Source organism: Pseudoxanthomonas sp. JBR18 (assembly GCF_028198165.1).
Taxonomy (GTDB): Bacteria; Pseudomonadota; Gammaproteobacteria; order Xanthomonadales; family Xanthomonadaceae; genus Pseudoxanthomonas_A.
In genome coordinates this window covers 816031-836885 of record NZ_CP116339.1, presented here as the reverse complement: position 1 = coordinate 836885, position 20855 = coordinate 816031, and the positions used below count along the sequence as shown (strand labels likewise).

The following is a 20855-nucleotide window of genomic DNA, read 5'->3' as shown; positions in this document are numbered from 1 at the left end:
AGAGATGACATGACGTCACGTTCCGTTTTCCTCAGCCTTCTGCTCGGCCTGCTGGCCGGCTGCGCGACCGCGCCCGTGCCCACGGTCCAGCGGCAGGGCAATGCCGCCAATCCCGAGGCCGCGGCCGGAACCTCCGCGCAAGGCGCGCAGACCCAGCCATTGGCATCGGCCGAGCCACCGGAGACCGGGCCGCAGGCGCAGATCCATCGCGGCAGCGGCCAGGTCATCAACCGCAGCGCCGCCGCCGCCCCGCCGCCAGCGCTGTCGGGGGCGACCAGCGGCAGCGCGACGTTCAACTTCGAGGGCGAGTCGCTGCAGGCGGTGGTCAAGGCCATCCTGGGCGACATGCTGGGGCAGAACTACGTCATCGCCCCGGGCGTGCAGGGCACGGTGACCCTGGCCACCCCGCGCGCGGTCTCGCCGGCCCAGGCGCTGTCGCTGCTGGAGCAGGTGCTGAGCTGGAACAATGCGCGCATGGTCTATGCCGACGGGCGCTACAACATCGTGCCGGCCGACCAGGCCCTGGGCGGCACCGTGGCGCCGCGCTCGGGCGGGGCCACCAACGCGCGCGGCTATGAGGTGCGCGTGGTGCCGCTGCGCTACGTGGGCGCGGAGGAGATGAAGAAGATCCTCGAGCCCTACGCCCGCCCTGACGCGGTCGTGGCCACCGACCCGACCCGCAACATCATCACCATCTCCGGCACCCGCAGCGAGCTGGAGAACTACCTGCGCACCATCCAGATCTTCGACGTGGACTGGCTGTCGGGCATGTCGGTGGGGGTGTTCCCGCTGGAAACCGGACAGGCCAGCAAGGTCGTGTCCGACCTGGAGAAAGTCTTCGGAGCCGACAGCAAGTCGCCCAGCGCCGGCATGTTCCGCTTCATGCCGCTGGAAGGGGCCAATGCGGTGATGGTCATCACCCCGCAGGCGGCCTATCTGGACCAGATCCACGACTGGCTGGACCGCATCGATAGCGCCGGCGACCAGCCGCGGCTGTTCTCCTACGACCTCAAATACATCAAGGCGCGCGACCTGGCCCAGCGTCTGGCCGAGGTCTTCGGTGCCGGTGGCGGCAATGGATCACGCACTTCTGATACCTCGCTGGTGCCGGGCAGCGTGGGCGGCGCGCTCAGTGCCAGCCCCTTCGGCGCCGACAGCACCGGCCTGGTCAAGGGCAACGGTTCGAGCGGCGGATCATATGGTTCCAGTGGCGGCCTGTCTTCGGGCAGCAGCGATTCCGGCAGCAGTGGCGGGATGGGAAGCGGGGGTGCAAGTCTGAACCTGGGGCAGCGCCAGGAAGGCAACGGCAGCGTCACCCTGGAGGTGGAAGGCGCCAAGGTCGGCGTAGCGGCGGTGGAGGAGACCAACTCCCTGCTGGTGCGCGCCAGCGGCACGGCGTGGCGTTCGATCAAGGATGTGATCGAGAAGCTCGATGTCATGCCCATGCAGGTGCACATCGAGGCGCAGGTGGCGGAGGTCAATCTTACCGGCGAGCTCAGCTACGGCGTCAACTGGTATTTCGAGCAGGCGGTCAATGCGCCGCTGACCGGCGCCACTAGCGCGATCGGCAACGGCGCAAACTTGCCCAGCGCCGCCGGGCGCAACATCTGGGGCGACCTCAGCGGCAGCATCACCGGCAGCACCGGCCTGGGCTGGACCTTCCTGGGCAAGAACGCCGCCGCGGTGATCAGCGCCCTGGACAAGGTCACCAACGTGCGCATCCTGCAGAGCCCCTCGGTGTTCGTGCGAAACAACGCCCTGGCCCAGCTCAAGGTCGGTCAGCAGATCCCGATCAATACGTACTCGGTCAATACCGGGCTTGGCACCGACAACACCTACAGCTCGGTGCAGTACATGGACACTGGCGTGATCCTCAACGTGCGCCCACGCGTGACCAAGGACGGCACGGTGTTCATGGAGATCGCGCAGGAAGTCAGTACGCCGGGCGCCGCGCCCGCGGGCTGCGATCCGACAGTCAGCAACTGCAATCCGCCGATCAACACGCGCTTCGTCAAGACCGAGGCGGCCATCCAGAGCGGGGACACCATCGTCCTGGCTGGCTTGATCAACGACCAAGTCAACGATGGCAGCTCCGGCATACCGTTCCTGAGCCGCCTGCCGGTGGTTGGCGCGCTGTTTGGCCAGAAAACCCAGGACACCACGCGCAACGAAGTCATCGTGTTGCTGACCCCGACCATCGTGCGCAACCCGCAGGAATCACGCGACCTCACCGACGAATACAGCCAGCGGTTCCGCGCCATGGAACCGCTGCACGCGCCGAAGGACAAGTGAGCCCGGCTGGCCCCCCGCTGCCGGTCGTGCTGCTGCCCGTCGGGGTGGATGACGATGCGCTCGATGCCTGCCTGGGCGCGCTGGAGGCGGGGACGCCGGCCGGCACCCAGGTCTGGCTGGCCGACGACGCACAGGCCGGTCCGCGCGGCGTGGCGCTCATCCAGCGTTGGCTGACGCGCACCCGGCTCAAGGCCGACTACACCCGGCGCCCGCAGCCGCTGGGCGAGGTGGCGCACCTGGATGAAATGCTGGCGGCCTGCGATGGCCTGGACGTGGTCGTCCTCGCACCCGATGCCCAGCCGCTGCCGGGCTGGCTCAACCAGCTGTCCGCCTGCCTGGCCAACGATGCCGCCATCGCCAGCGTCACCCCGTGGTGCAACGCCGGCGAAGCGGCGGCCTGGCCACGGCTAGGCGAGGTCTCCGCGCCGCCGGGCGATCCGCAGCGCATGGCGCAGGCCTGCGCCGCCATGGCCGCAACCTATCCCGAACTGCCCGCCGCGGTCAGCCACGCCGTGGCGCTGCGCGGTCGTGCCCGCGCCAAGGCCGGAGGGCTGGACCTGCACAGCTACCGCACCTGGTATGCGGCCCTGATCGACCTGTCCTTGCGCCTGGCCGGGCTGGGCTGGCGCAACGTGCTGTGCGAGACCGCGTTCGTGGCCCGGGGCGGCGAGGGCGGTCCGGGCGAGGGCGACCTGGACGCGCTGGCCGCGCGCTGGCCTGCCTGGAACGCGCGCCTGGCCCAGTTCCTGATGAACGACCCCCTGCACGACGCCCGCGAGCGCCTGGCCGACTGCCATGCCCAGCTCGGGCCGGAACCGCAACGTGAGCTCTTCGGCTGAATCCGGCGGCATCGCCGCCATCGTGGTGACCTACCAGAGCGCATCGACCATCGATGCGTGCCTGTCGCGTCTGCGTACGGCCGAGGGGGTGACCCAGATCCGGGTGGTGGACAACGCCTCCGAGGACGGCACGCTGGAACTGGTCCAGCGCCACGCCGCGCGCGATGCACGCGTGCGCTTCATCGGCAATCCGGACAACCCCGGTTTCTCGGTGGGCTGCAACCAGGGCGCGGGCGATTCCACCGCGCCCTGGCTGGCCTTCGTCAATCCCGACCTGATGGTCGAGGCCGATACCCTGGTCCGTCTGCGCGCCCATGCACAGGCACACGCCCCGGTGTTGCTGGGCGTTGACCTGGTCGACGAACAGGGCGCACACGATCCGGCCGCGCGCCGTCGCGATCCGGACTTCGGCGCCATGCTGCTTGCGCCGGGGAGCGGGGGGCAACTGGCGGTGGACGCCCAGGCAGGTGCGGTCGTGCAGGATGTCGACGCGGTGTCCGGTGCGCTGATGTTCGTCTCGCGCGCGCTGTTCGAGCACGTGGGCGGGTTCGATCCGGGCTATCGGCTGCATGCCGAGGACCTGGACCTGTGCCGTCGTATCCGCATTGCCCGCGCACGCGTGGCGATCGCCAACGATGTGTGCGTGCTGCATCACCGTGGGGTGTCCAGCCGTTCGCGGCCGCTGTTCGTGGAGTGGCACAAGCATCGCGGACTGTGGCGGTACTTCCAGCGTTTCGAGGCCCCACGCCGGGGCGCGCTGATGCAGGCCGGGGTGTGGATGGCGATCTGGGCGCACTTCGCGCAGGCGGCCGGGCGTCGGCTGGCTGGCTGAACGCGGGCGCGCATAATGCGCGCATGATCATTCCCTCGCTGCTCGACACCGACCTGTACAAGTTCACGATGATGCAGGCGGTGCTGCATCACTACCCAGCCGCGCAGGTGCAGTACCGCTTCAAGTGCCGCACGCCGGGGATTGACCTGGCCGCGCACCTGCCGCGCATTTCCGAGGAGATCGATGCGCTGTGCACGCTGCGCTTCACCGCCGAGGAACTGGATTACCTGCGCGCCTTGCGCTTCATCAAGCCGGATTTCGTCGACTTCCTGGGACTGTTCCACTTCGACCGCAAGTACGTCTCGCTGAAAGCCTCGAGCGAAGCGCCGGGGGAGATCGAACTGGAAATCGAAGGGCCGTGGCTGCACACGATCCTGTTCGAGGTGCCGCTGCTGGCGATCATCAACGAGGTCTACTTCGACGCCTTGGGGCAGGGCAATCTTGAGGAGGGCGAACGTCGGCTGCATGCCAAGATCGAGCGCCTGCGTGCGATCCCCGATGGGACCGGCTGCGCGATCGCCGATTACGGGACCCGGCGCCGCTACTCCCACGCCTGGCATGCGCGCATGCTGCCGCAGCTGCGCGATGGGCTGGGCGCGCAGTTCGTCGGCACCAGCAACGTGCACCTGGCGCGGCTGTACGGCATGACCCCGTTGGGCACGATGGCCCACGAGTGGCTGCAGGCATTCCAGGCGCTGGGCCCGCGCCTGCGCGACTCGCAGGGCGCGGCGCTGGAAGCCTGGGCGCGCGAATACCGCGGCGACCTGGGCATCGCGCTCAGCGACGTGGTCGGCACCGATGCCTTCCTGCGCGATTACGATCTGTACTTCTGCAAGCTCTTCGACGGCATGCGCCATGACTCGGGCGATCCGTTCGCCTGGGGCGAGCGCATGCTGGCGCACCTGCAGGCCAATCGCACCGACCCACGCGCCAAGATCCTGGTCTTCAGCGACGGGCTGGATGTGGAGCGGGTCGCCCAGCTGTATGCGCACTTCAACGGGCGCTGCCGGCTGGCCTTCGGCATCGGCACCAACCTGACCAATGACCTGGGCCCCAAGGCGCTGAACATCGTCATCAAGATGACCCGCTGCAACGGCCAGCCGGTGGCCAAGCTGTCCGACTCGCCGGGCAAGAGCATGTGCGACGATCCGGGCTACGTGCGCTATTTGCGCCAGGTGTTCGGGCTGCCGCCCGAGAAGGAGACCGCATGATCCGCACCATCGTTCGCATGGGAGAGCCGGTGCTGCTGGCCCGGGCAGAGCCGGTCGAACACTTCGCCACCGGCGAGCTGCGCGACCTGGTCGAGGATATGTTCCAGACCATGGAAGGCGCCGCTGGCGTCGGCCTGGCCGCACCGCAGGTGGCGGTGAGCAAGCGGGTGATCGTGTTCGGCTTCGACCGCAGCGCGCGCTACCCAGATGCGCCGGCCGTGCCGCGCACGGCGCTGTTCAATCCGGTGATCGAACCGCTGTCCGAGGAACTGGAAGACGGCTGGGAAGGCTGCCTGTCCATCCCCGGCCTGCGCGCGGTGATCCCACGTTACCGGCGCATCCGCTACACCGGCTGGAATGCCGAAGGCCAGCGCGTGGACCAGGTCGCCGAAGGCTTCCACGCGCGCGTGGTCCAGCACGAGGTCGATCACCTGGACGGCATCCTGTATCCGTCTCGGATCAAGGACTTCAGCACGTTCGGCTTCACCGACGTGCTGTTTCCCGACATTGGCACCGGCAAGTGACGTGAGCGGTGGGTGCGGTCGCGCATGGCGTGCCTGCTAGCCTGAGCGTCCTTCACCGAAACAGGAGAACGTGATGACAACGCATCTGGGCGGCCTGCGGGTCACGTTGCTGGTCGCGGGGATGGCCTTGTGCATGAATGCCTCTGCGCAGAGCTTCAAGGACCTGCTCAAGCAAAAGGACGGCGCGTCGACGCAAGCCACCGGCCAGGACGGGAGCGCCTTGGGCGCGCTCGGCAATCTGTCGATGCCGGCGATCAGCGGCAACACGGCCGGCAATGCGGCCGGTGTCTTGCAGTATTGCGTGCAGCGCAAATACCTCAGCGCCGATGCGGTGAGTTCGGTCAAGGACAGGCTGATGTCCAAGTACGGGCTGGGCACGCCACAGCAGGCCGAGCAGTCGAGCGACTACAAGAGCGGGGTGATGGGCCTGCTCAAAGGCGACGGCGGCAAGTCCTTCAACCTGGACTCGGTGTCCGGCAAGCTCAAGGACAAGGCCTGTGACTACGTGCTGGACAACGCGACCAAGCTGGTTTGATCCGGTGCGGTCGGTGGAATGAAAAAGCCCCGCGCGTGCGGGGCTTTTTGCATCTGCTGGGTGTCAGATCAAAGGCACTGGATCCCCGCTTGCGCGGTGACGACTGAGGCATGCCTCAGTCGGGACTGGCAAAGCCGAAGCCGCGATGCGGCTTCGAGCCAGTTGATCACTTCAACGCCTTGTAACGCAGACGCTTGGGACCGGCGTCATCGCCGAGGCGACGCTTCTTGTCTTCCTCGTACTCGCGGTAGTTGCCCTGGAAGAACTCCACGTGCGAGTCGCCCTCGAAGGCGAGGATGTGGGTGGCGATGCGGTCCAGGAACCAGCGGTCATGGCTGATCACGAAGGTGTTGCCCGGGAACTCCAGCAGCGCGTCTTCCAGCGCGCGCAGGGTCTCGATGTCCAGGTCGTTGGACGGTTCGTCGAGCAGCAGCACGTTGCCGCCCTGCAGCAGGGTCTTGGCCATGTGCAGGCGACCACGCTCACCGCCGGACAGCGAGCCGACCATCTTCTGCTGGTCCTGGCCCTTGAAGTTGAAGCGGCCGATGTAGGCGCGCGACTGGATCTCGATGCCGTTGATGTTGAGGATGTCCAGGCCGCCTGAAATCTCCTGGAAGACGTTGTGGTTGCCTTCCAGCTTGTCTCGGCTCTGGTCCACGTAGGACAGCTGCACGGTCGGGCCGACCACGATCTCGCCCGAGTCCGGCTTTTCCTGTCCGGTAATCATCTTGAACAGGGTCGACTTACCGGCGCCGTTGGGGCCGATGATGCCGACGATGGCGCCACCGGGGACCAGGAAGTTCAGGTTTTCGAAGAGCACCCGGTCGCCGAAGCTCTTGGTGACGTTCTTGAACTCCATCACCGCGTTGCCCAGGCGCTCGCCCGGCGGGATGAAGATTTCATTGGTCTCGTTGCGCTTCTGGTAGTCGACCGACTGCAGCTCTTCCAGGCGGGCCAGGCGGGCCTTGCCCTTGGTGCGGCCGCCCTTGGCGTTCTGGCGCGACCACTCCAGCTCTTTCTGGATCGCCTTCTGACGGGCCTTTTCCTGGTTGTCTTCCTGCTTGAGGCGCTCGTCCTTTTGGGTCAGCCACTCGGTGTAGTTGCCCTTCCACGGGATGCCGCGGCCACGGTCCAGTTCCAAAATCCACTCGGCGGCGTTGTCCAGGAAGTAGCGATCATGGGTGACCGCCACCACGGTGCCGGTATAGCGGGCCAGGAACTGCTCCAGCCACTCCACCGACTCGGCGTCCAGGTGGTTGGTCGGTTCGTCGAGCAGCAGCATGTCCGGCTTCTGCAGCAGCAGGCGGCACAGGGCGACGCGGCGCTTCTCACCGCCGGAGAGCTTGCCAACGATAGCCTCCCACGGCGGCAGGCGCAGCGCGTCGGCGGCGATGTCCAGCTGCTGTTCCAGTGTGGCGGCATCGCCCGCGGCCAGGATCGCCTCCAGGCGCTCCTGCTCCTTGGCCAGCGCATCGAAATCGGCGCCTTCCTCGGCGTAGGCGGCGTAGACCTTATCCAGGGCGGCCTGGGCCTGCAGAACCTCGCCGACGCCTTCTTCCACGGCCTCGCGCACGGTGTGCTCGGGGTTGAGTTCGGGCTCCTGGGCCAGATAGCCGACCTTGATGCCCGGCTGCGGGCGGGCCTCACCCTCGAAGTCGGTGTCCACGCCGGCCATGATCTTCAGCACCGTCGACTTGCCCGCGCCATTCAGGCCCAGCAGGCCGATCTTGGCGCCCGGATAGAAGCTCAGCGAGATGTCCTTGATGATCTGCCGCTTGGGCGGGACCACCTTGCTGACGCGGTTCATGGTGTAGATGTATTGCGACATGCGATCTCCGGCGTAGGACGCAGCCAGCCACCCGCGCCATGTCAGGCAGGCGAGGTGGGGCGATGGAAAGGGACCGCGCATTATAGCCGCTCATGCCTCCCGCACCGCGGCGGGCGCCAACCTGAACAGGCGGCATTGGGTACGATTAACGGCAACGTTCTGAAACGTTTCCAGCCAGTTTGCGTTCACCGGCGCGGCTCATCATCGAACCCGTGACAACTTGTTACGGAGCAAGCCATGAAGCGCCAGATCTTGAGTTTGATGAGTATTCCCGTCCTTGCCATGTCCTTGGCCGCCGCGCCGGCCATGGCCGACGACTGGGGCCACGACCATGGGCGTCATGGCCACGACAACCGAGGCGACCGCGGACGCGGGCATTGGGATGACCGCCATGATCGCCACGAGCGGCGAGAAGCCTATCGGGACGGCTACCGCGATGGCCGTGACCGCGGCCGGGTGGTGGTGGAGCGCAATTACTATCGCCCGCCGCCGCGCGTGGTCTACCGCCCCTACGACTACCGCCGCGGCTACCGCTACAGCCATTACTACGGCGGCCCGACCGTGGTGGTGCGTGACTATGACCGCTATCACGTGCGTCGTCCGCCCCGCGGTTACCACTGGGTGCGCGACGACCGCGGCAACCTGCTGATGGTCGCCATTGCCACCGGCATCATCACCGACCTGCTGATCAATCATTGATGGCGGGCCGGGCCTGAGGCCTGCCAGGCGCTCCCTGCAAAGGGGCGCCTTTTTTGCGCATACCGCACCGTGTGCCAGGGATCGGAAGCCGCATTCCGGCCCTGCGATTGGTGGGGGCCGGCCCGGAGGGCTTACAATCCGCACCCCCACGGGCCGCGCGACGGCCGCTGGTGGACCCTTCTGCCCAGACTGCCCTCCCGGAGACCCGATGTTCCCGCGTGACGTCCGCATCGAAAGCTACGATCCCGAACTGGCCCAGGCCATCGCCAACGAGGTCCGTCGCCAGGAGGATCACGTCGAGCTGATCGCCAGCGAGAACTACACCAGCCCGGCGGTCATGGAGGCCCAGGGCAGCCAACTGACCAACAAGTACGCCGAAGGCTATCCGGGCAAGCGCTACTACGGTGGCTGCGAGTTCGTCGACATCGCCGAAAAGCTGGCGATCGAGCGTCTCAAGGCCCTGTTCGGCGCTGACTACGCCAATGTGCAGCCGCACAGCGGCTCGCAGGCCAACCAGGCGGTGTACTTCGCCCTGCTGCAGCCGGGCGACACCATCCTGGGCATGTCGCTGGCCCATGGCGGTCACCTGACCCACGGCGCCAAGGTCAACGCCTCGGGCAAGCTGTTCAATGCCGTCCAGTACGGGGTGAACGAGCAAGGCCTGATCGACTACGACGAAGTCGAGCGTCTGGCCCTGGAGCACAAGCCCAAGATGGTCGTGGCGGGCTTCTCGGCCTATTCCCAGCAGGTCGACTGGGCGCGCTTCCGCGCCATCGCCGACAAGGTCGGGGCCTACCTGTTCGTGGACATGGCGCACGTGGCCGGCCTGGTCGCCGCCGGCGTCTACCCGAGCCCGCTGGACCACGCCCACGTGGTCACCTCGACCACCCACAAGACCCTGCGCGGCCCGCGCGGCGGCATCATCATCGCCAAGGGCGCCGACGAGGACCTGCAGAAGAAGCTGCAGTCCATCGTGTTTCCCGGCATCCAGGGTGGCCCGCTGATGCACGTGATCGCGGCCAAGGCCGTGGCCTTCAAGGAAGCGCTGGAGCCGGGCTTCAAGGCCTACCAGGAGCAGGTGGTCGCCAACGCGCAGGCGATGGCCGAAACGCTGATCGCGCGCGGCTACAAGATCGTCTCCGGGGGCACCCAGAACCACCTCATGCTGGTGGACATGATCGGCCGCGAGGTGTCCGGCAAGGACGCGGAGGCCGCGCTGGGCAAGGCCCACATCACCACCAACAAGAACTCGGTGCCGGGCGACCTGCGCTCGCCGTTCGTCACCTCGGGGCTGCGCCTGGGCACGCCGGCGATCACCACGCGCGGCTACAAGGAGGCCGAGACCATCGCGCTGGCCAACTGGATTGCCGATGTGCTCGATGCCCCCAACGACGAGGCGGTCATCGCCCGGGTGCGCGAGGCGGTCACCGCCCAGTGCAAGCAGTTCCCGGTCTACGGCTGAGCCCAGCGCACCGTGCATTGCCCCTTCTGCCAGAACAGCGACACCCGCGTGATCGACTCGCGCGTGTCCGAAGACGGGGCGACGATCCGCCGGCGCCGTGAGTGTGAAGCCTGCGGCGAACGCTTCAGCACGCTGGAAACCATCGAGCTCAAGCTGCCGGCGGTGATCAAGTCCGACGGCCGGCGTGACCCGTTCGACGCGCGCAAGCTGCGCCAGAGCTTCGACCGGGCGCTGCACAAGCGCGCGGTGTCCGAGGACCAGGTCGAGGCGTCGGTGCGCGCGGTGATCCAGCAGCTGCGACGCACCACCGAGCGCGAGCTGCCCTCGCGCCGGGTCGGTGAGTTCGTCATGGCCGAGCTGCGCAAGCTCGACCACGTGGCTTTCGTGCGCTATGCCTCGGTGTATCGCAGCTTCGAGGACGTGGCCGACTTCCGCGAGGAACTGGACCGCCTGGAGCGCGACCTGCCCGGCGAGGGTCAGCTCTCGCTGCTCTCCGGCGAAGTGGTGCCGTTCGGCAAGCCGGGCGACAAGTCCAAGAAGCGCTGAGCGAAGCGGTGCGGATTGAGCCTCTGCGCGCCCATCGGCAGTATCTGGGCGCGTTGGCCCAGGCCCATGTCGCCGCGTTCGGCGGGCTGCTGCCGGACTGGACGGTCGAACAGGCACAAGACGAACTGGCCGCGCACGGCGCCACCGCCATGCCGGCGACCTGGCTGGCGCTGGACGCAAGCGACTGGATCGGTTCGGTCAGCCTGCTGGTCAATGACGATCCGCGCCTGGACCAGGTTTCGCCCTGGCTGGCCTCCCTGTACGTGCGGCCTGACGGCCGCGCCCGCGGCGTGGGAGCGGCTTTGGTGCGGCATTGCGTGGCTCAGGCCGCCGCACTCGGCGTGCCGCGCCTGCACCTGTACTGTCAGGATGCCCTGGTGCCTTACTACGCACGGCTGGGCTGGGCGCCGCTTGATCGCCTGCCGCTGGGCCCGCTGCAGGTCGTGGTGATGGCCATTGAAACGGGAACCGCCGATGTCTGAATTTTCCGCCCTCGACCACGCCCACATGGCCCGCGCGCTGCGGCTGGCCGAACGTGGGGCGTGGACCACCCGTCCCAATCCGATGGTCGGCTGCGTCATCGCCCATGGCGACCAGGTGGTGGGCGAGGGCTGGCACCAGATCGCCGGGCAGCCGCATGCCGAGGTCTTTGCGCTGCGCGCCGCTGGCGAGCGGGCGCGCAGTGCCACCGCGTATGTGACCCTGGAGCCGTGTGCGCACACAGGCCGCACCGCGCCGTGTGCCGATGCCCTGGTGGGCGCGGGCGTGGAGCGCGTGGTGGCCGCCATGCGCGATCCTTTCCCGCAGGTGGACGGGGCGGGGTTCGAAAGGCTGCAGCAGGCCGGGATCATCGTCCAGGTCGGTCTGCTGGAGGACCAGGTGCGCGAACTCAACCGTGGCTTCATCTCGCGCGTGGTGCGCGGTCGGCCGTGGGTGCGGGTCAAATTGGGCGCGAGCCTGGACGGGCGCACGGCCATGGCCAGCGGTGAATCCAAGTGGATCACCGGGCCGGCCGCGCGTGCCGATGTGCAGCGCTGGCGCGCACGGGCCGGGGCCATCCTGACCGGCGCGCGCACGGTGATCGCCGACGACCCTTCACTCACCGCGCGGCCGGAGGAGGACCGCGCGTTCCGGCCGCCGCTGCGCGTGGTGCTGGACGCCACGCTGTCCACCCTGGCCCAGACCCGCGTGCAGGAAGGCGATGCGCCCACTCTCTATTTGCATGGCCCGCAGGCGGCACCGGTCCCCAACCATGGCCACGTCCATTACCAGGAGGTGCCACTGCGCGAGGGGCGCCTGGATCTGCGCGCGGTGCTGGTCGCCCTGGCCCAGCATCGGATCAATGAAGTCCAGGTCGAGGCCGGCGCCACCCTGTCCGGCGCCTTGCTCGCCGCCGGGCTGGTCGACGAGGTGCTGCTCTACCAGGCGCCGACCGTGCTCGGCGATGGCACCCATCCGCTGTTCGCGCAGCTGGGACTGGCCGCGCTGGCCGACCAGCACCGCCTGAAGGTGATCGACGAACGCCGCGTGGGCGCGGATCTGCGCCTGTTGCTGCGGCCAACGGGTTAAACAAGAACGGGCCCTGATGGGCCCGTTCTTTCATCGGATCGAGACCCCGATCAGAAGCTGGCGCGCACGCCGAGCGATGCCTGGGTGACGTCCTCGTAGGCCTGCACCTCGCCCACCAGGCCCCAGGTCTTGTTGAAGCTGACCTGGCCGCCGAACGTGCCGATGAACTTGCCTTCGTCCAGGTCGCTGCCATCGAAGTAGCCGGCCTTCAGCCACAGCTCGGTCCGCGCCGAGGGCTTGCCGCGCACGCCGGCGCTGACACGGCCAACGTTGACGTGGTCCTTGTCGGAGGCGCTGGCACCGAGGTAGCGGGCCTTAGCTTCAACGCCCATCCGGACGTAGGCCAGGTCGGTCACGAAGTCCAGGCGATCGGTGAACGGCATGTGGTAGCCGATGCCCGCTTCCGGCTGATCGAGCGTGACTTTCACGCTCAGCTCGCCTTCGTGATAGGTCTTGCTGGCCTGCGACCAGCCGCCATAGACGTAGGCCGATTCGGCGATGGCGATCGAACCCCGGATGTAGCCACCATCGAGGGAAGGATCGTCGAGATCATCGCTATTGATGTCGACGTTGGTGTAGCCCGCTTCGACGTAGGTGTAGCGCATCGGCAGGTCGGCCGCGGACGCGGCAAAGGGTGCAGCCGCCAGGACGGCAGCCAAAAGGGTCTTGCGCATTGGTGTTGTTTCCCCTGAGTCCATGTTGCCGGGCCCATTGCAGGCCCGGTGTTGACGCGACGGTTCCTCGCCGCGAACGACATTTTAATGATTTCGACGCGATGTGCCAGCGCTGCAACGCTCCGGCCTGCCGGTGCCCGCGCGGGGCGCTGCTAGAATGCGCGGGCCGGTTCGCCGGCATTCGTAAACGTCTTCAGGGCGGGGTGTGATTCCCCACCGGCGGTAGGTGTGCGATGCGCACGAGCCCGCGAGCGCCCTGGCCAGCCGGCCAGGGGTCAGCAGATCCGGTCCGATGCCGGAGCCGACGGTTGGTGCTGCTCCTTGGCAGCGCCAGAAAGTCCGGATGAAAGAAGACGGCCCGCGCCACGACGGCAGCGTCGTGGGCGTGCCATTGCCTTGTGGCGTTTTTCGCTCTGCATCCTTGCGAGAAACGTAGCCATGTCCCAGTTGTTCGCGTTGTCCCCATCCGCGCCACGCGCGGCGCCTCGCCCCTCCCGTGCGGAGGTGCGCTGATGTTCACCGGCATCATCGAGGGCGTCGGCCGCCTGGCCGCCGCGCAGCCGCTGGGCGGCGATACCCGCTTCACTTTCGAGGTCGGCACGCTGCCGTTCGACGCGGTGCAACTCGGCGAGAGCATCGCGGTCAACGGGGTGTGCCTGACCGTGATCGCCTTCGACGCCACCAGCTTCCAGGCCGATGCCTCCAACGAGACCTTGTCGCTGACCACGCTTGGTGGGCTGACGGTGGGCGCGGGGTTGAACCTGGAGCGCGCCATGCGTCCGACCGACCGCCTTGGCGGACACCTGGTCAGCGGCCATGTCGATGGGCTCGGCCGGGTACTGTCCGTGCATGACGATGCCCGCGCGCAGCGCTGGCGTTTCGCCGCGCCGGCGGCGCTGCTGAAGTACATCGCCAAGAAGGGCTCGATCTGCGTCGATGGCGTCAGCCTGACCGTCAACGCGGTCGACGATGAAGGTTTCGAGGTCGCACTGATTCCCCATACCGTGGCGCAGACGCGCTTTGCGCAGACCGCGGTCGGCGATGCGGTGAACCTGGAGATCGACCTGGTGGCGCGCTACGTCGAACGCCTGCTCGGTGAGCGCGGAGGTGCGCTGTGAACTTCGCTCCGGTTCCCGAACTGCTCGAAGACATCCGCGCCGGCCGCATGGTCGTCATCGTCGACGACGAGGACCGAGAGAACGAAGGCGACCTGATCATGGCCGCCGAACTGGTCAAGCCGGCGGACATCAACTTCATGGTCACCCACGGCCGCGGCCTGGTGTGCCTGCCGCTGACCGCCAGCCGCGCCGCGCAGCTGGGGCTGGCGCCGATGGTCCGCGCCAATACCGCCCAGTTCCAGACCAACTTCACCGTCAGCATCGAGGCGGCCGAGGGCGTGACCACCGGCATCTCGGCCCACGACCGCGCCCACACCATCCGCACCGCGGTGCGGCCGAATGCGCGTGCCGAGGACCTGCACCAGCCCGGCCACATCTTTCCGCTCATCGCCCAGCCCGGCGGCGTGCTCACCCGCGCCGGACACACCGAGGCCGGCGTGGACCTGGCGATGCTGGCCGGACTGGAGCCGGCCGGCGTGCTGGTGGAAATCCTCAACCCCGATGGCTCCATGGCCCGCCGCCCGGAGCTGGAAGTATTCGCCCGCACGCACGGGCTGAAGATGGGCTCCATCGCCGATCTGATCGCCTACCGTCTGGCCACCGAGCACACCGTCGAGCGCGTGGACGAACGCGAGATCGAGACCGAGTTCGGCCCCTTCAGGCTGGTGACATACCGCGACCGCATCGCCCATGAGCTGCACTTCGCCCTGGTCAAGGGCACGCCGGAAGCGGCCACGCCGACCCTGGTGCGCGTGCAGGTGGAAAACCCGCTGGCCGACCTGCTGCACTGGCGGCGCGACGATTTCGGCGTGGCCGCCAGCGATGCCCTGCGTGCCATCGCCGCCGAAGGGCAGGGCGTGATGGTGGTGCTGTCGGCGCCGCGCGATTCGGACGCGCTGCTGGCCCGCCTGCGCCAGCAGGCGCCGGTGCGCGCCCCAGGCAAGGACAAGGACGTGGGCCAGTGGCGCCGCAACGGTGCCGGCGCGCAGATCCTGGCCGATCTGGGCCTGGGCAAGCTGCGTGTGCTGGGTACCCCGCGCCGCCAGGTGGGCCTGTCCGGCTACGGGTTGGAAGTCGTCGAGACCCTGGAGCCGCAGGGCGCCTGAGGCCCCGCTCCGGCCGCCGCGCCCCGCCTGATAAACTGTTCGACCCTCGAGAGCCCCGCTCCCCATGACCCATTACGAAGGCGACCTGCGCGTGTCAGACGGCGCACGGTTCGCGATCATCGCCAGCCGTTGGAACGCCCGCATCACCGATGCGCTGGTGGCCGGCGCGCGCAAGGAACTGGCCGGCAACGGCATCCCCGAGGCTCAGGTGGACGTGATCCGCGTGCCGGGTGCGTGGGAAATCCCGCTGGTCGCCGCGCGCCTGGGTGCCGCCGGGCGGCACGCCGCCATCCTGGCCCTGGGTTGCGTGATCCGTGGGGATACCCGGCATTACGAACACGTGGCCGATGGCTGTTCCGATGGCCTGATGCGCGTGCAGCTGGATTACCGCATCCCGGTGCTCAACGGCGTGCTCGCGGTCGAAGTGGCCGAGGATGCCGAGGCGCGCGCCGGCGGCAGCCACGGCAACAAGGGCGAGGAAGTGGCCCTGGCCGCGGTCGAGCTGGTCAACCTGCTGGAGAAACTGCCATGAACCGTCCCGGACCGCGTCGCGGTGATGGCGTCGATCCCGTCCTGCGCACCCGCGCCCGTCGCCGGGCCATGCAGGCCGTCTACGCCTGGCAGATGGCCGGCGGCACCACCCAGGGCGTGATCGCCCAGTTCGCCCACGAGCAGGCGCACGAAATCGCCGACCTGGAGTACTTCGAGGACCTGGTGCGTGGCGTCATGGCGCACGCCAGGGAGCTGGATGAGGCCCTGCTGCCGCACCTGGACCGCTCGGTGGGCGAGGTCGACCAGATCGAGCGCGCGGTGCTGCGCATCGCCGCCTATGAACTGCGCCACCGCGTCGACGTGCCGTACCGGGTGGTCATCAACGAGGCCATCGAGACGGCCAAGCGCTTCGGCGCCGAACACGGCCACACCTACGTCAACGGGGTGCTGGACCGCGCCGCGCTGGATTGGCGCGCGGCCGAGGCCAGCGCGCGCGGCCGCTGAGCGGCGCGCGGGTTCGCACACATGGCCGCCTCGTCGGCCAGCGGTGAGTTCGACCTGATCGCCCGCATCCGCGCGCGCGCGGCCACGCGGGCAGACGTCGTGCTGGGCATCGGTGACGACGCCGCCGTGCTGGCAGTGCCACCGGGCATGCAACTGGTGGTCACCGCCGACACGCTCAATGTCGGCGTGCATTTCTTCGACGATGTCGCCCCGGCCGACCTGGGCTGGAAGGCGCTGGCGGTCAACCTGTCAGACCTGGCCGCGATGGGCGCGCGGCCGGCCTGGTGCACGCTGTCGCTGTCCCTGCCGCAGGCCGAAGCGGGTTGGATCGACGGTTTCCTGGATGGGTTTCTGGAACTGGCCGCCCAACACGGCATCGCCCTGGTGGGCGGTGACACCACGCGCGGTCCGCTGTCGGTCTCGATCACCGCGATGGGCCATGTCGAAGCGGGCCACGCCCTGCGCCGTGACGGTGCCCGGGTCGGGGACGAGGTCTGGGTGACTGGCACGCCAGGTGATGCCGGCGCGGCGCTGCAATCGCTGCTGTCCGGCGCGGCGGTCGAACGCGCCCTGCGCGCACGCCTGGATCGGCCGACCCCGCGCGTGGAGGCCGGACGCGGGCTGCTCGGCCTGGCGACGGCCTGCGTGGATGTCTCCGATGGCCTGCTTGCTGACCTCGGCCATCTGTGCGCGCGCAGCGGCGTGGGGGCGCAGGTCCAGCTCGACCAGTTGCTGGTCTCGCGCGCGCTGTCGCGGTTCAAACCGCAAGTGCGCTGGGCCTGGCAGGCCGGCGGCGGGGACGACTACGAACTGTGCTTCACCGCTGCGCCCCAGCGTGCCGACGAGGTGCGCGCGGCGCTGGATTTCGCTGGCGTGCCCGGGGCACGCATCGGCCACATCGTCGCCGGACAAGGCGTGCGCGCCCTCGATCCCTCCGGCGTGCCCTGGCTGGCGCCGCGCGCCGGCTACGATCACTTCGGCTGAAGCGCCCCTGGTCGAGCGCGGCAGGGGCCTGTTGCAAGCTGACATGGCAGCGACAGGGCCTGCCGGGACCGTGTGATTGGGCCATGACGACGCCCAAGGTGCCGCGCCGTGCTGCGTTGCAGCTTGGCCGCCTCCATACGTGCGAGTACGGTGCCCTGGCCGCCCACCGCGGGCGGCATCGATACATCACGGCCGGCCCGCGATCGCGGCGCCCGGCCCCTAGCCTGGGAGGGCGTTGCATGCATGGGTTCGCGCGGCGATATGGGGTGTTGCTGGTGCTGGTGCTGTGTCTGTGTTCGACGACGGCCTGGGCGGGCAGCTTCAACAAGCTCTATGAACGGATTTCCAGTTTCGATGACACCGAGCTGGGTGCGATGGTGCTGGTGCCGACCGGGCAGGGCAGTGGGCCGTTCCCGCTGGTGGTGATGCCGGCCAGTTGGTCGCTGCCCAATCTGGAATACGTCGGCCGCGCTACCCAGATGGCGGGCCAGGGCTACGTGGTGGTGAGCTACACCTCGCGCGGGTTCTGGGATTCGGCCGGGCAGATCGATATCGCTGGGGCCGCCACCGTGGAGGATGTGAGCGCGGTGATCGACTGGGCGCTGGCGCACACACCCGCCGACCCGGCGCGCATTGGCGTCTCGGGCATTTCTTACGGTGCCGGCACCAGCCTGCTGGCCGGCGCGCGCGACCCGCGGATCAAGGCGGTGGCCGCGCTCAGTGGCTGGGCCGACCTGGAGGCATCGCTCTACGCCAATCAGACCGTCAGCCAGCAGGCGGTGCTGATGTTGGCCGCCACCGGCAGCCTGACCGGCCGGCCTGGTCCGGACCTGCAGGCCATCACCGCGAAGGTGGCCGTGGGGGACTTCGATGGCGCGGTGGGGGGCTTCCTGCCAGAGGCCGCCAGCCGCGGCGTGGTGCATGAGGTGGCCCAGCTCAACCGCAACGGCACCGCGGTGCTGCTGGCCAATGCGCTCAACGACGGGCTGTTCCCACCCAACCAGTACGTGGCCTTCTACAACCAGCTGACCGGGCCGCGTCGGTTGCTTTTCAGCCAGGGCGACCATGCCACGGCCGAACTGCCGGGCGCGTTGGGCCTGCCCAACGCGGTCTACGACGAGGCGGTGAACTGGTTCGACCATTTTCTCAAGGGCCAGTCCAACGGGGTGGACGGGAGCGGCTCGGTGCGGCTGACCAGCGTGGGCGGGCGTGACCTGGACTACGGTAATTGGGCACAGGTGCAGGCCGATCCGGTGGTGTACGGGCTGGGCCGGCCCACCGGCCTGCTGCGGCCGACCGGCACGCTGTCCAGTGGCGATGCGACCGGCTGGAATGCTTCCATCCTGACCGGCATCCCGACCCTGGCCGACTCGGGCGTGGTGATGCTCAGCGGCTTGCTGCAGGCGTTCGGCCAACCGGCCAAGACCTCGATCCCGCTGGTCAGCCGCACCGGCGGCGCGGTGTGGTCCGGGCCGGTGCTGGAGCGAAGCCGCGTGCTGGCCGGTGCGCCGAGCCTGCGGGTGACGGTCACGCCCAGCCAGTCGCACGTGACCCTGGTGACCTACCTGTACAGCATGGACGCCCTGGGCACCGGGACCCTGCTCAGCTACAAGCCCTACAGCCTGCGCGACGCGGTGCCGGGTCAGGCGCGCACGCTGGACATCGCCCTGGAAGCCGCCGCCGCCGAAGTCCCGGCCGGCAGCCGCCTGGTCCTGGTGGTGGACACGCTCGACCCGCGCTATACCGACGCCACCGATGTCGGTGGCAGGGTGGTGTTCGGTTCGCCGGCTTCGGCGCCTTCACGCCTGAGCGTGCCGCTGCACTAGGTCTCGTCCGCCCGGAACGCATCCCGCAGCCAGGTGATCTCCGGCCTGGCCGGGTCGCCTTGGGCCTGCACCACATCGAAGCGACACGGCATATTGGCCCAGCGCGGATGCTGGGCCAGGAACAACTGGGCGGCGATCACCAGCTTGCGGCGCTTGGTCGCATCCACCGAGGCCGCACCGCCGCCGAAGGCGCCGCCGGCGCGGTAGCGCACCTCCACGAAGACCAGGCAGGCGCCGCCGCGGGCGACTGGGTCGCGCATCACCAGGTCCAGTTCGCCGCCCCGGAACCGCACGTTGGCGGCGATGAACTGCAGGCCGCCGCGCTCCAGCGCGGCCCGGGCGGCGGCCTCGGCTGCCCGGCCCCGGCTCTGGCGCTCAGCCACCGCCGGCGATCGGCACCGGGGTTCCACCGCTGAAGGTCGCCCAGGCCGGTGCACGCAGCACCGTGCCGAACCCATCGAGGGTCAGCGTGCCGGTGGCGCCGCGCAGTTGGGCATTGTCGCCGTCAGTGAGCTTCTGCATGTAGCCGCTGAGCTTCCAGGCGTCGAAGCCGAAGGCAAACAGACGCGCGGCGCCCCCGCGTGCGGTGGGCAGGGTCGCGGCCACCGTGGACTGCGCAGGCAAGCCGGTGACGCCGCTGGCCGACCACGCCTCTGTGGGGTAGATCACGCCGTCCAGCACATTGTCTTCTTCCGGCTTGCCGGTGCCCTGCACCAGCAGCGAAGTCCCCACGCGGGTCTTGCCGCCCAGCCCGGCCAGGGCCAACTGCGGGGTCAGCACGCGCGCGGACGAGCCGCGCACTGCCAGGAAGATCGCATCCACGCCCTTGGCGGCCGCGGCGATCAGTTGTGCGGACATGTCGCCCGGCGGGTCGCTGACCACCAGGGCATCGGCGACCGCGCCGCCGCCTTCGGTGAAGCGCTTGCGGAAGGCCTCGGCCGCGCGGCGCCCGTTGTCGTCGTTGCCGCCGAGGATCAGCACGCGCTTGCGTTCGAGCTTGAGCAGATAGTCGGCCACGCTGACGCCCTCGGCCTCCGGGGCCAGCGAGAAGCTGGCCGCGCCATCGGGCGGGTCCAACTCGCCACGGTTGAGTGCCAGCACCGGCACGCTCAGGTTGCCCTGTCGGAACAGCGCATCGACCTGGTCGCGGCCCAGTGGACCGACCACCATCTCGGCACCATCGGCCACCGCGCGGGCATAGGCCCTGGTCGCGTCGGCCGGGCTGCTGGCGGTGTCGTAGAACCGGATTTCCGGGCGGCGGCGGGTCTCGCCGTAGTAGCCGGCCAGCAGGCCATCGCGCACCGGAGCGGCGGCCATCGCCAGCGGACCGCTCAGCGGCAACAGCACGGCCAGCTTCTGCGGCGGGCGGTAGCCGTCGCGATCGGCCGGCGGACGGCCATTGGCGTCGAAGTTCCAGCGGCTGCCCCGGTCGAATGGGCGCGGCAGCGGCAGATTGCGCTCCAGCATGGCGTTGCCGGCCAGCGGGTAGAGCGGGTCGCCGACGGGCAAGGCGGTGGTTTCGCGGGTCAGGGTGGCGTTGTCCAGGCCGCCCAGCAGCTGCTGGATCTGGCGGGTGTTGTCGCTGAGGGCCTGGCCGGTCAGGCCGGTGCGCTGGGTGGCCAACTGCTGGGCCTGGGCGAAGGCGGCGTCGCGCTGTGCGTGCGAGGTCGTGCCGCCGCCATCGACCTGGGTGGTCGCGCAGCCGGCGAGGAACAGGGCCAGCAGCGCGGTGGCGAGCAGCGGGACGAAGCGCTTTTCCATGGGCGGATCTGAGCCAGTCTGGAGGAACGGGCTAGGATTCTACCCTTTGCCAG

Annotated in this window: 20 protein-coding genes, 1 pseudogene and 1 riboswitch; of the genes and pseudogenes, 17 read left to right on the top strand and 4 right to left on the bottom strand. The window is 68.8% G+C overall.

The annotated features are described in order from the left end of the window. The first annotated feature begins 9 nt into the window (after positions 1 to 9). The 6 genes from gspD (at position 10) to PJ250_RS03905 (ending at position 6233) form a co-directional block, all read left to right on the top strand. Positions 10 to 2292 carry a type II secretion system secretin GspD gene (gene gspD, locus PJ250_RS03930; protein ID WP_271647245.1) on the top strand — a complete coding sequence of 761 codons (2283 nt, stop codon included), beginning with the start codon at positions 10 to 12 and terminating at the stop codon, positions 2290 to 2292. Beyond that, positions 2289 to 3131, top strand: coding sequence for a glycosyltransferase family 2 protein (locus tag PJ250_RS03925; protein WP_271647244.1), 843 nt, complete (start codon positions 2289 to 2291; stop codon positions 3129 to 3131). The genes gspD and PJ250_RS03925 overlap by 4 nt, the downstream gene beginning before the upstream one ends. Continuing rightward, positions 3115 to 3963: a glycosyltransferase gene (locus PJ250_RS03920; RefSeq protein WP_271647243.1), complete on the top strand. Its 849-nt coding sequence runs from the start codon at positions 3115 to 3117 to the stop codon at positions 3961 to 3963. Before PJ250_RS03925 ends, PJ250_RS03920 begins: the two co-directional genes overlap by 17 nt. Before the next feature lie 23 nt (positions 3964 to 3986). Continuing rightward, positions 3987 to 5174 (top strand): nicotinate phosphoribosyltransferase, encoded by a 1188-nt coding sequence (gene pncB, locus PJ250_RS03915; RefSeq protein ID WP_271647242.1) that lies wholly within the window; start codon positions 3987 to 3989, stop codon positions 5172 to 5174. Next, positions 5171 to 5698: a peptide deformylase gene (gene def, locus PJ250_RS03910; protein ID WP_271647241.1), complete on the top strand. Its 528-nt coding sequence runs from the start codon at positions 5171 to 5173 to the stop codon at positions 5696 to 5698. Before pncB ends, def begins: the two co-directional genes overlap by 4 nt. 73 nt (positions 5699 to 5771) lie before the next feature. Next, the gene (locus PJ250_RS03905) at positions 5772 to 6233 is read left to right on the top strand and encodes a DUF2501 domain-containing protein (RefSeq protein ID WP_271647240.1); all 462 of its coding nucleotides are present in this window, start codon (positions 5772 to 5774) and stop codon (positions 6231 to 6233) included. A 166-nt stretch (positions 6234 to 6399) separates the two neighbouring features. Here PJ250_RS03905 and ettA read toward each other — a convergent pair whose 3' ends face one another. Next, positions 6400 to 8061 carry an energy-dependent translational throttle protein EttA gene (gene ettA / locus PJ250_RS03900; protein ID WP_271647239.1) on the bottom strand — a complete coding sequence of 554 codons (1662 nt, stop codon included), beginning with the start codon at positions 8059 to 8061 and terminating at the stop codon, positions 6400 to 6402. A gap of 261 nt (positions 8062 to 8322) precedes the next feature. Between ettA and PJ250_RS03895 the strand changes: the two genes are divergently transcribed. From PJ250_RS03895 to ribD, 5 genes are all read left to right on the top strand, one after another. After that, complete coding sequence (locus PJ250_RS03895) at positions 8323 to 8760, top strand: RcnB family protein (protein WP_271648516.1); 438 nt, start codon at positions 8323 to 8325, stop codon at positions 8758 to 8760. Between the two features lie 208 nt (positions 8761 to 8968). Further along, positions 8969 to 10222, top strand: coding sequence for a serine hydroxymethyltransferase (glyA, locus tag PJ250_RS03890; RefSeq protein ID WP_271647238.1), 1254 nt, complete (start codon positions 8969 to 8971; stop codon positions 10220 to 10222). A gap of 12 nt (positions 10223 to 10234) precedes the next feature. Next, positions 10235 to 10768 carry a transcriptional regulator NrdR gene (gene nrdR / locus PJ250_RS03885; RefSeq protein ID WP_271647237.1) on the top strand — a complete coding sequence of 178 codons (534 nt, stop codon included), beginning with the start codon at positions 10235 to 10237 and terminating at the stop codon, positions 10766 to 10768. A gap of 8 nt (positions 10769 to 10776) precedes the next feature. Further along, positions 10777 to 11250, top strand: a complete 474-nt coding sequence (locus tag PJ250_RS03880; protein WP_271647236.1) for a GNAT family N-acetyltransferase — start codon at positions 10777 to 10779, stop codon at positions 11248 to 11250. Beyond that, on the top strand, positions 11243 to 12337 hold the full coding sequence (gene ribD, locus PJ250_RS03875) for a bifunctional diaminohydroxyphosphoribosylaminopyrimidine deaminase/5-amino-6-(5-phosphoribosylamino)uracil reductase RibD (RefSeq protein WP_271647235.1): 1095 nt from the start codon (positions 11243 to 11245) through the stop codon (positions 12335 to 12337). The genes PJ250_RS03880 and ribD overlap by 8 nt, the downstream gene beginning before the upstream one ends. A 50-nt stretch (positions 12338 to 12387) precedes the next feature. Here ribD and PJ250_RS03870 read toward each other — a convergent pair whose 3' ends face one another. Continuing rightward, positions 12388 to 13011: a hypothetical protein gene (locus tag PJ250_RS03870; protein WP_271647234.1), complete on the bottom strand. Its 624-nt coding sequence runs from the start codon at positions 13009 to 13011 to the stop codon at positions 12388 to 12390. A 185-nt stretch (positions 13012 to 13196) separates the two neighbouring features. Beyond that, positions 13197 to 13370: riboswitch (FMN riboswitch) on the top strand. Positions 13371 to 13523: 153 nt separating this feature from the next. Here PJ250_RS03870 and PJ250_RS03865 point away from each other — a divergent pair. The 6 genes from PJ250_RS03865 (at position 13524) to PJ250_RS03840 (ending at position 19041) form a co-directional block, all read left to right on the top strand. Continuing rightward, positions 13524 to 14129, top strand: coding sequence for a riboflavin synthase (locus tag PJ250_RS03865; RefSeq protein WP_271647233.1), 606 nt, complete (start codon positions 13524 to 13526; stop codon positions 14127 to 14129). Then, entirely contained in the window at positions 14126 to 15235 is a 1110-nt protein-coding gene (gene ribB, locus PJ250_RS03860; protein ID WP_271647232.1) for a 3,4-dihydroxy-2-butanone-4-phosphate synthase, read from the top strand. The genes PJ250_RS03865 and ribB overlap by 4 nt, the downstream gene beginning before the upstream one ends. Before the next feature lie 64 nt (positions 15236 to 15299). Further along, positions 15300 to 15767: a 6,7-dimethyl-8-ribityllumazine synthase gene (gene ribH / locus PJ250_RS03855; protein ID WP_271647231.1), complete on the top strand. Its 468-nt coding sequence runs from the start codon at positions 15300 to 15302 to the stop codon at positions 15765 to 15767. After that, positions 15764 to 16231, top strand: a complete 468-nt coding sequence (gene nusB, locus PJ250_RS03850; protein WP_271647230.1) for a transcription antitermination factor NusB — start codon at positions 15764 to 15766, stop codon at positions 16229 to 16231. The genes ribH and nusB overlap by 4 nt, the downstream gene beginning before the upstream one ends. A 21-nt stretch (positions 16232 to 16252) precedes the next feature. Beyond that, complete coding sequence (gene thiL / locus PJ250_RS03845; RefSeq protein ID WP_271647229.1) at positions 16253 to 17215, top strand: thiamine-phosphate kinase; 963 nt, start codon at positions 16253 to 16255, stop codon at positions 17213 to 17215. Positions 17216 to 17454: 239 nt separating this feature from the next. After that, positions 17455 to 19041: a CocE/NonD family hydrolase gene (locus PJ250_RS03840; RefSeq protein WP_271647228.1), complete on the top strand. Its 1587-nt coding sequence runs from the start codon at positions 17455 to 17457 to the stop codon at positions 19039 to 19041. Here the strand turns inward: PJ250_RS03840 and PJ250_RS03835 are convergent. Together PJ250_RS03835 and PJ250_RS03830 are read right to left on the bottom strand one after the other, a co-directional pair. Continuing rightward, entirely contained in the window at positions 19038 to 19424 is a 387-nt protein-coding gene (locus PJ250_RS03835; protein WP_271647227.1) for a YraN family protein, read from the bottom strand. The genes PJ250_RS03840 and PJ250_RS03835 overlap by 4 nt on opposite strands. Further along, positions 19417 to 20685, bottom strand: a pseudogene (locus PJ250_RS03830) (penicillin-binding protein activator); the annotation flags it as partial. The pseudogene PJ250_RS03830 and the gene PJ250_RS03835, both read right to left, overlap by 8 nt. Between the last annotated feature and the right edge of the window lie 170 nt (positions 20686 to 20855).

Excerpts from the sequence above, each read along its gene's own strand:
- gspD (WP_271647245.1), top strand. The coding sequence starts at position 10 with ATGACGTCACGTTCCGTTTTCCTCAGCCTTCTGCTCGGCCTGCTGGCC.
- pncB (WP_271647242.1), top strand. The coding sequence starts at position 3,987 with ATGATCATTCCCTCGCTGCTCGACACCGACCTGTACAAGTTCACGATG.
- def (WP_271647241.1), top strand. The coding sequence starts at position 5,171 with ATGATCCGCACCATCGTTCGCATGGGAGAGCCGGTGCTGCTGGCCCGG.
- PJ250_RS03905 (WP_271647240.1), top strand. The coding sequence starts at position 5,772 with ATGACAACGCATCTGGGCGGCCTGCGGGTCACGTTGCTGGTCGCGGGG.
- ettA (WP_271647239.1), bottom strand. The coding sequence starts at position 8,061 with ATGTCGCAATACATCTACACCATGAACCGCGTCAGCAAGGTGGTCCCG.
- PJ250_RS03895 (WP_271648516.1), top strand. The coding sequence starts at position 8,323 with ATGAGTATTCCCGTCCTTGCCATGTCCTTGGCCGCCGCGCCGGCCATG.
- glyA (WP_271647238.1), top strand. The coding sequence starts at position 8,969 with ATGTTCCCGCGTGACGTCCGCATCGAAAGCTACGATCCCGAACTGGCC.
- ribD (WP_271647235.1), top strand. The coding sequence starts at position 11,243 with ATGTCTGAATTTTCCGCCCTCGACCACGCCCACATGGCCCGCGCGCTG.
- PJ250_RS03870 (WP_271647234.1), bottom strand. The coding sequence starts at position 13,011 with ATGCGCAAGACCCTTTTGGCTGCCGTCCTGGCGGCTGCACCCTTTGCC.
- PJ250_RS03865 (WP_271647233.1), top strand. The coding sequence starts at position 13,524 with ATGTTCACCGGCATCATCGAGGGCGTCGGCCGCCTGGCCGCCGCGCAG.
- ribH (WP_271647231.1), top strand. The coding sequence starts at position 15,300 with ATGACCCATTACGAAGGCGACCTGCGCGTGTCAGACGGCGCACGGTTC.
- nusB (WP_271647230.1), top strand. The coding sequence starts at position 15,764 with ATGAACCGTCCCGGACCGCGTCGCGGTGATGGCGTCGATCCCGTCCTG.
- thiL (WP_271647229.1), top strand. The coding sequence starts at position 16,253 with ATGGCCGCCTCGTCGGCCAGCGGTGAGTTCGACCTGATCGCCCGCATC.
- PJ250_RS03840 (WP_271647228.1), top strand. The coding sequence starts at position 17,455 with ATGCATGGGTTCGCGCGGCGATATGGGGTGTTGCTGGTGCTGGTGCTG.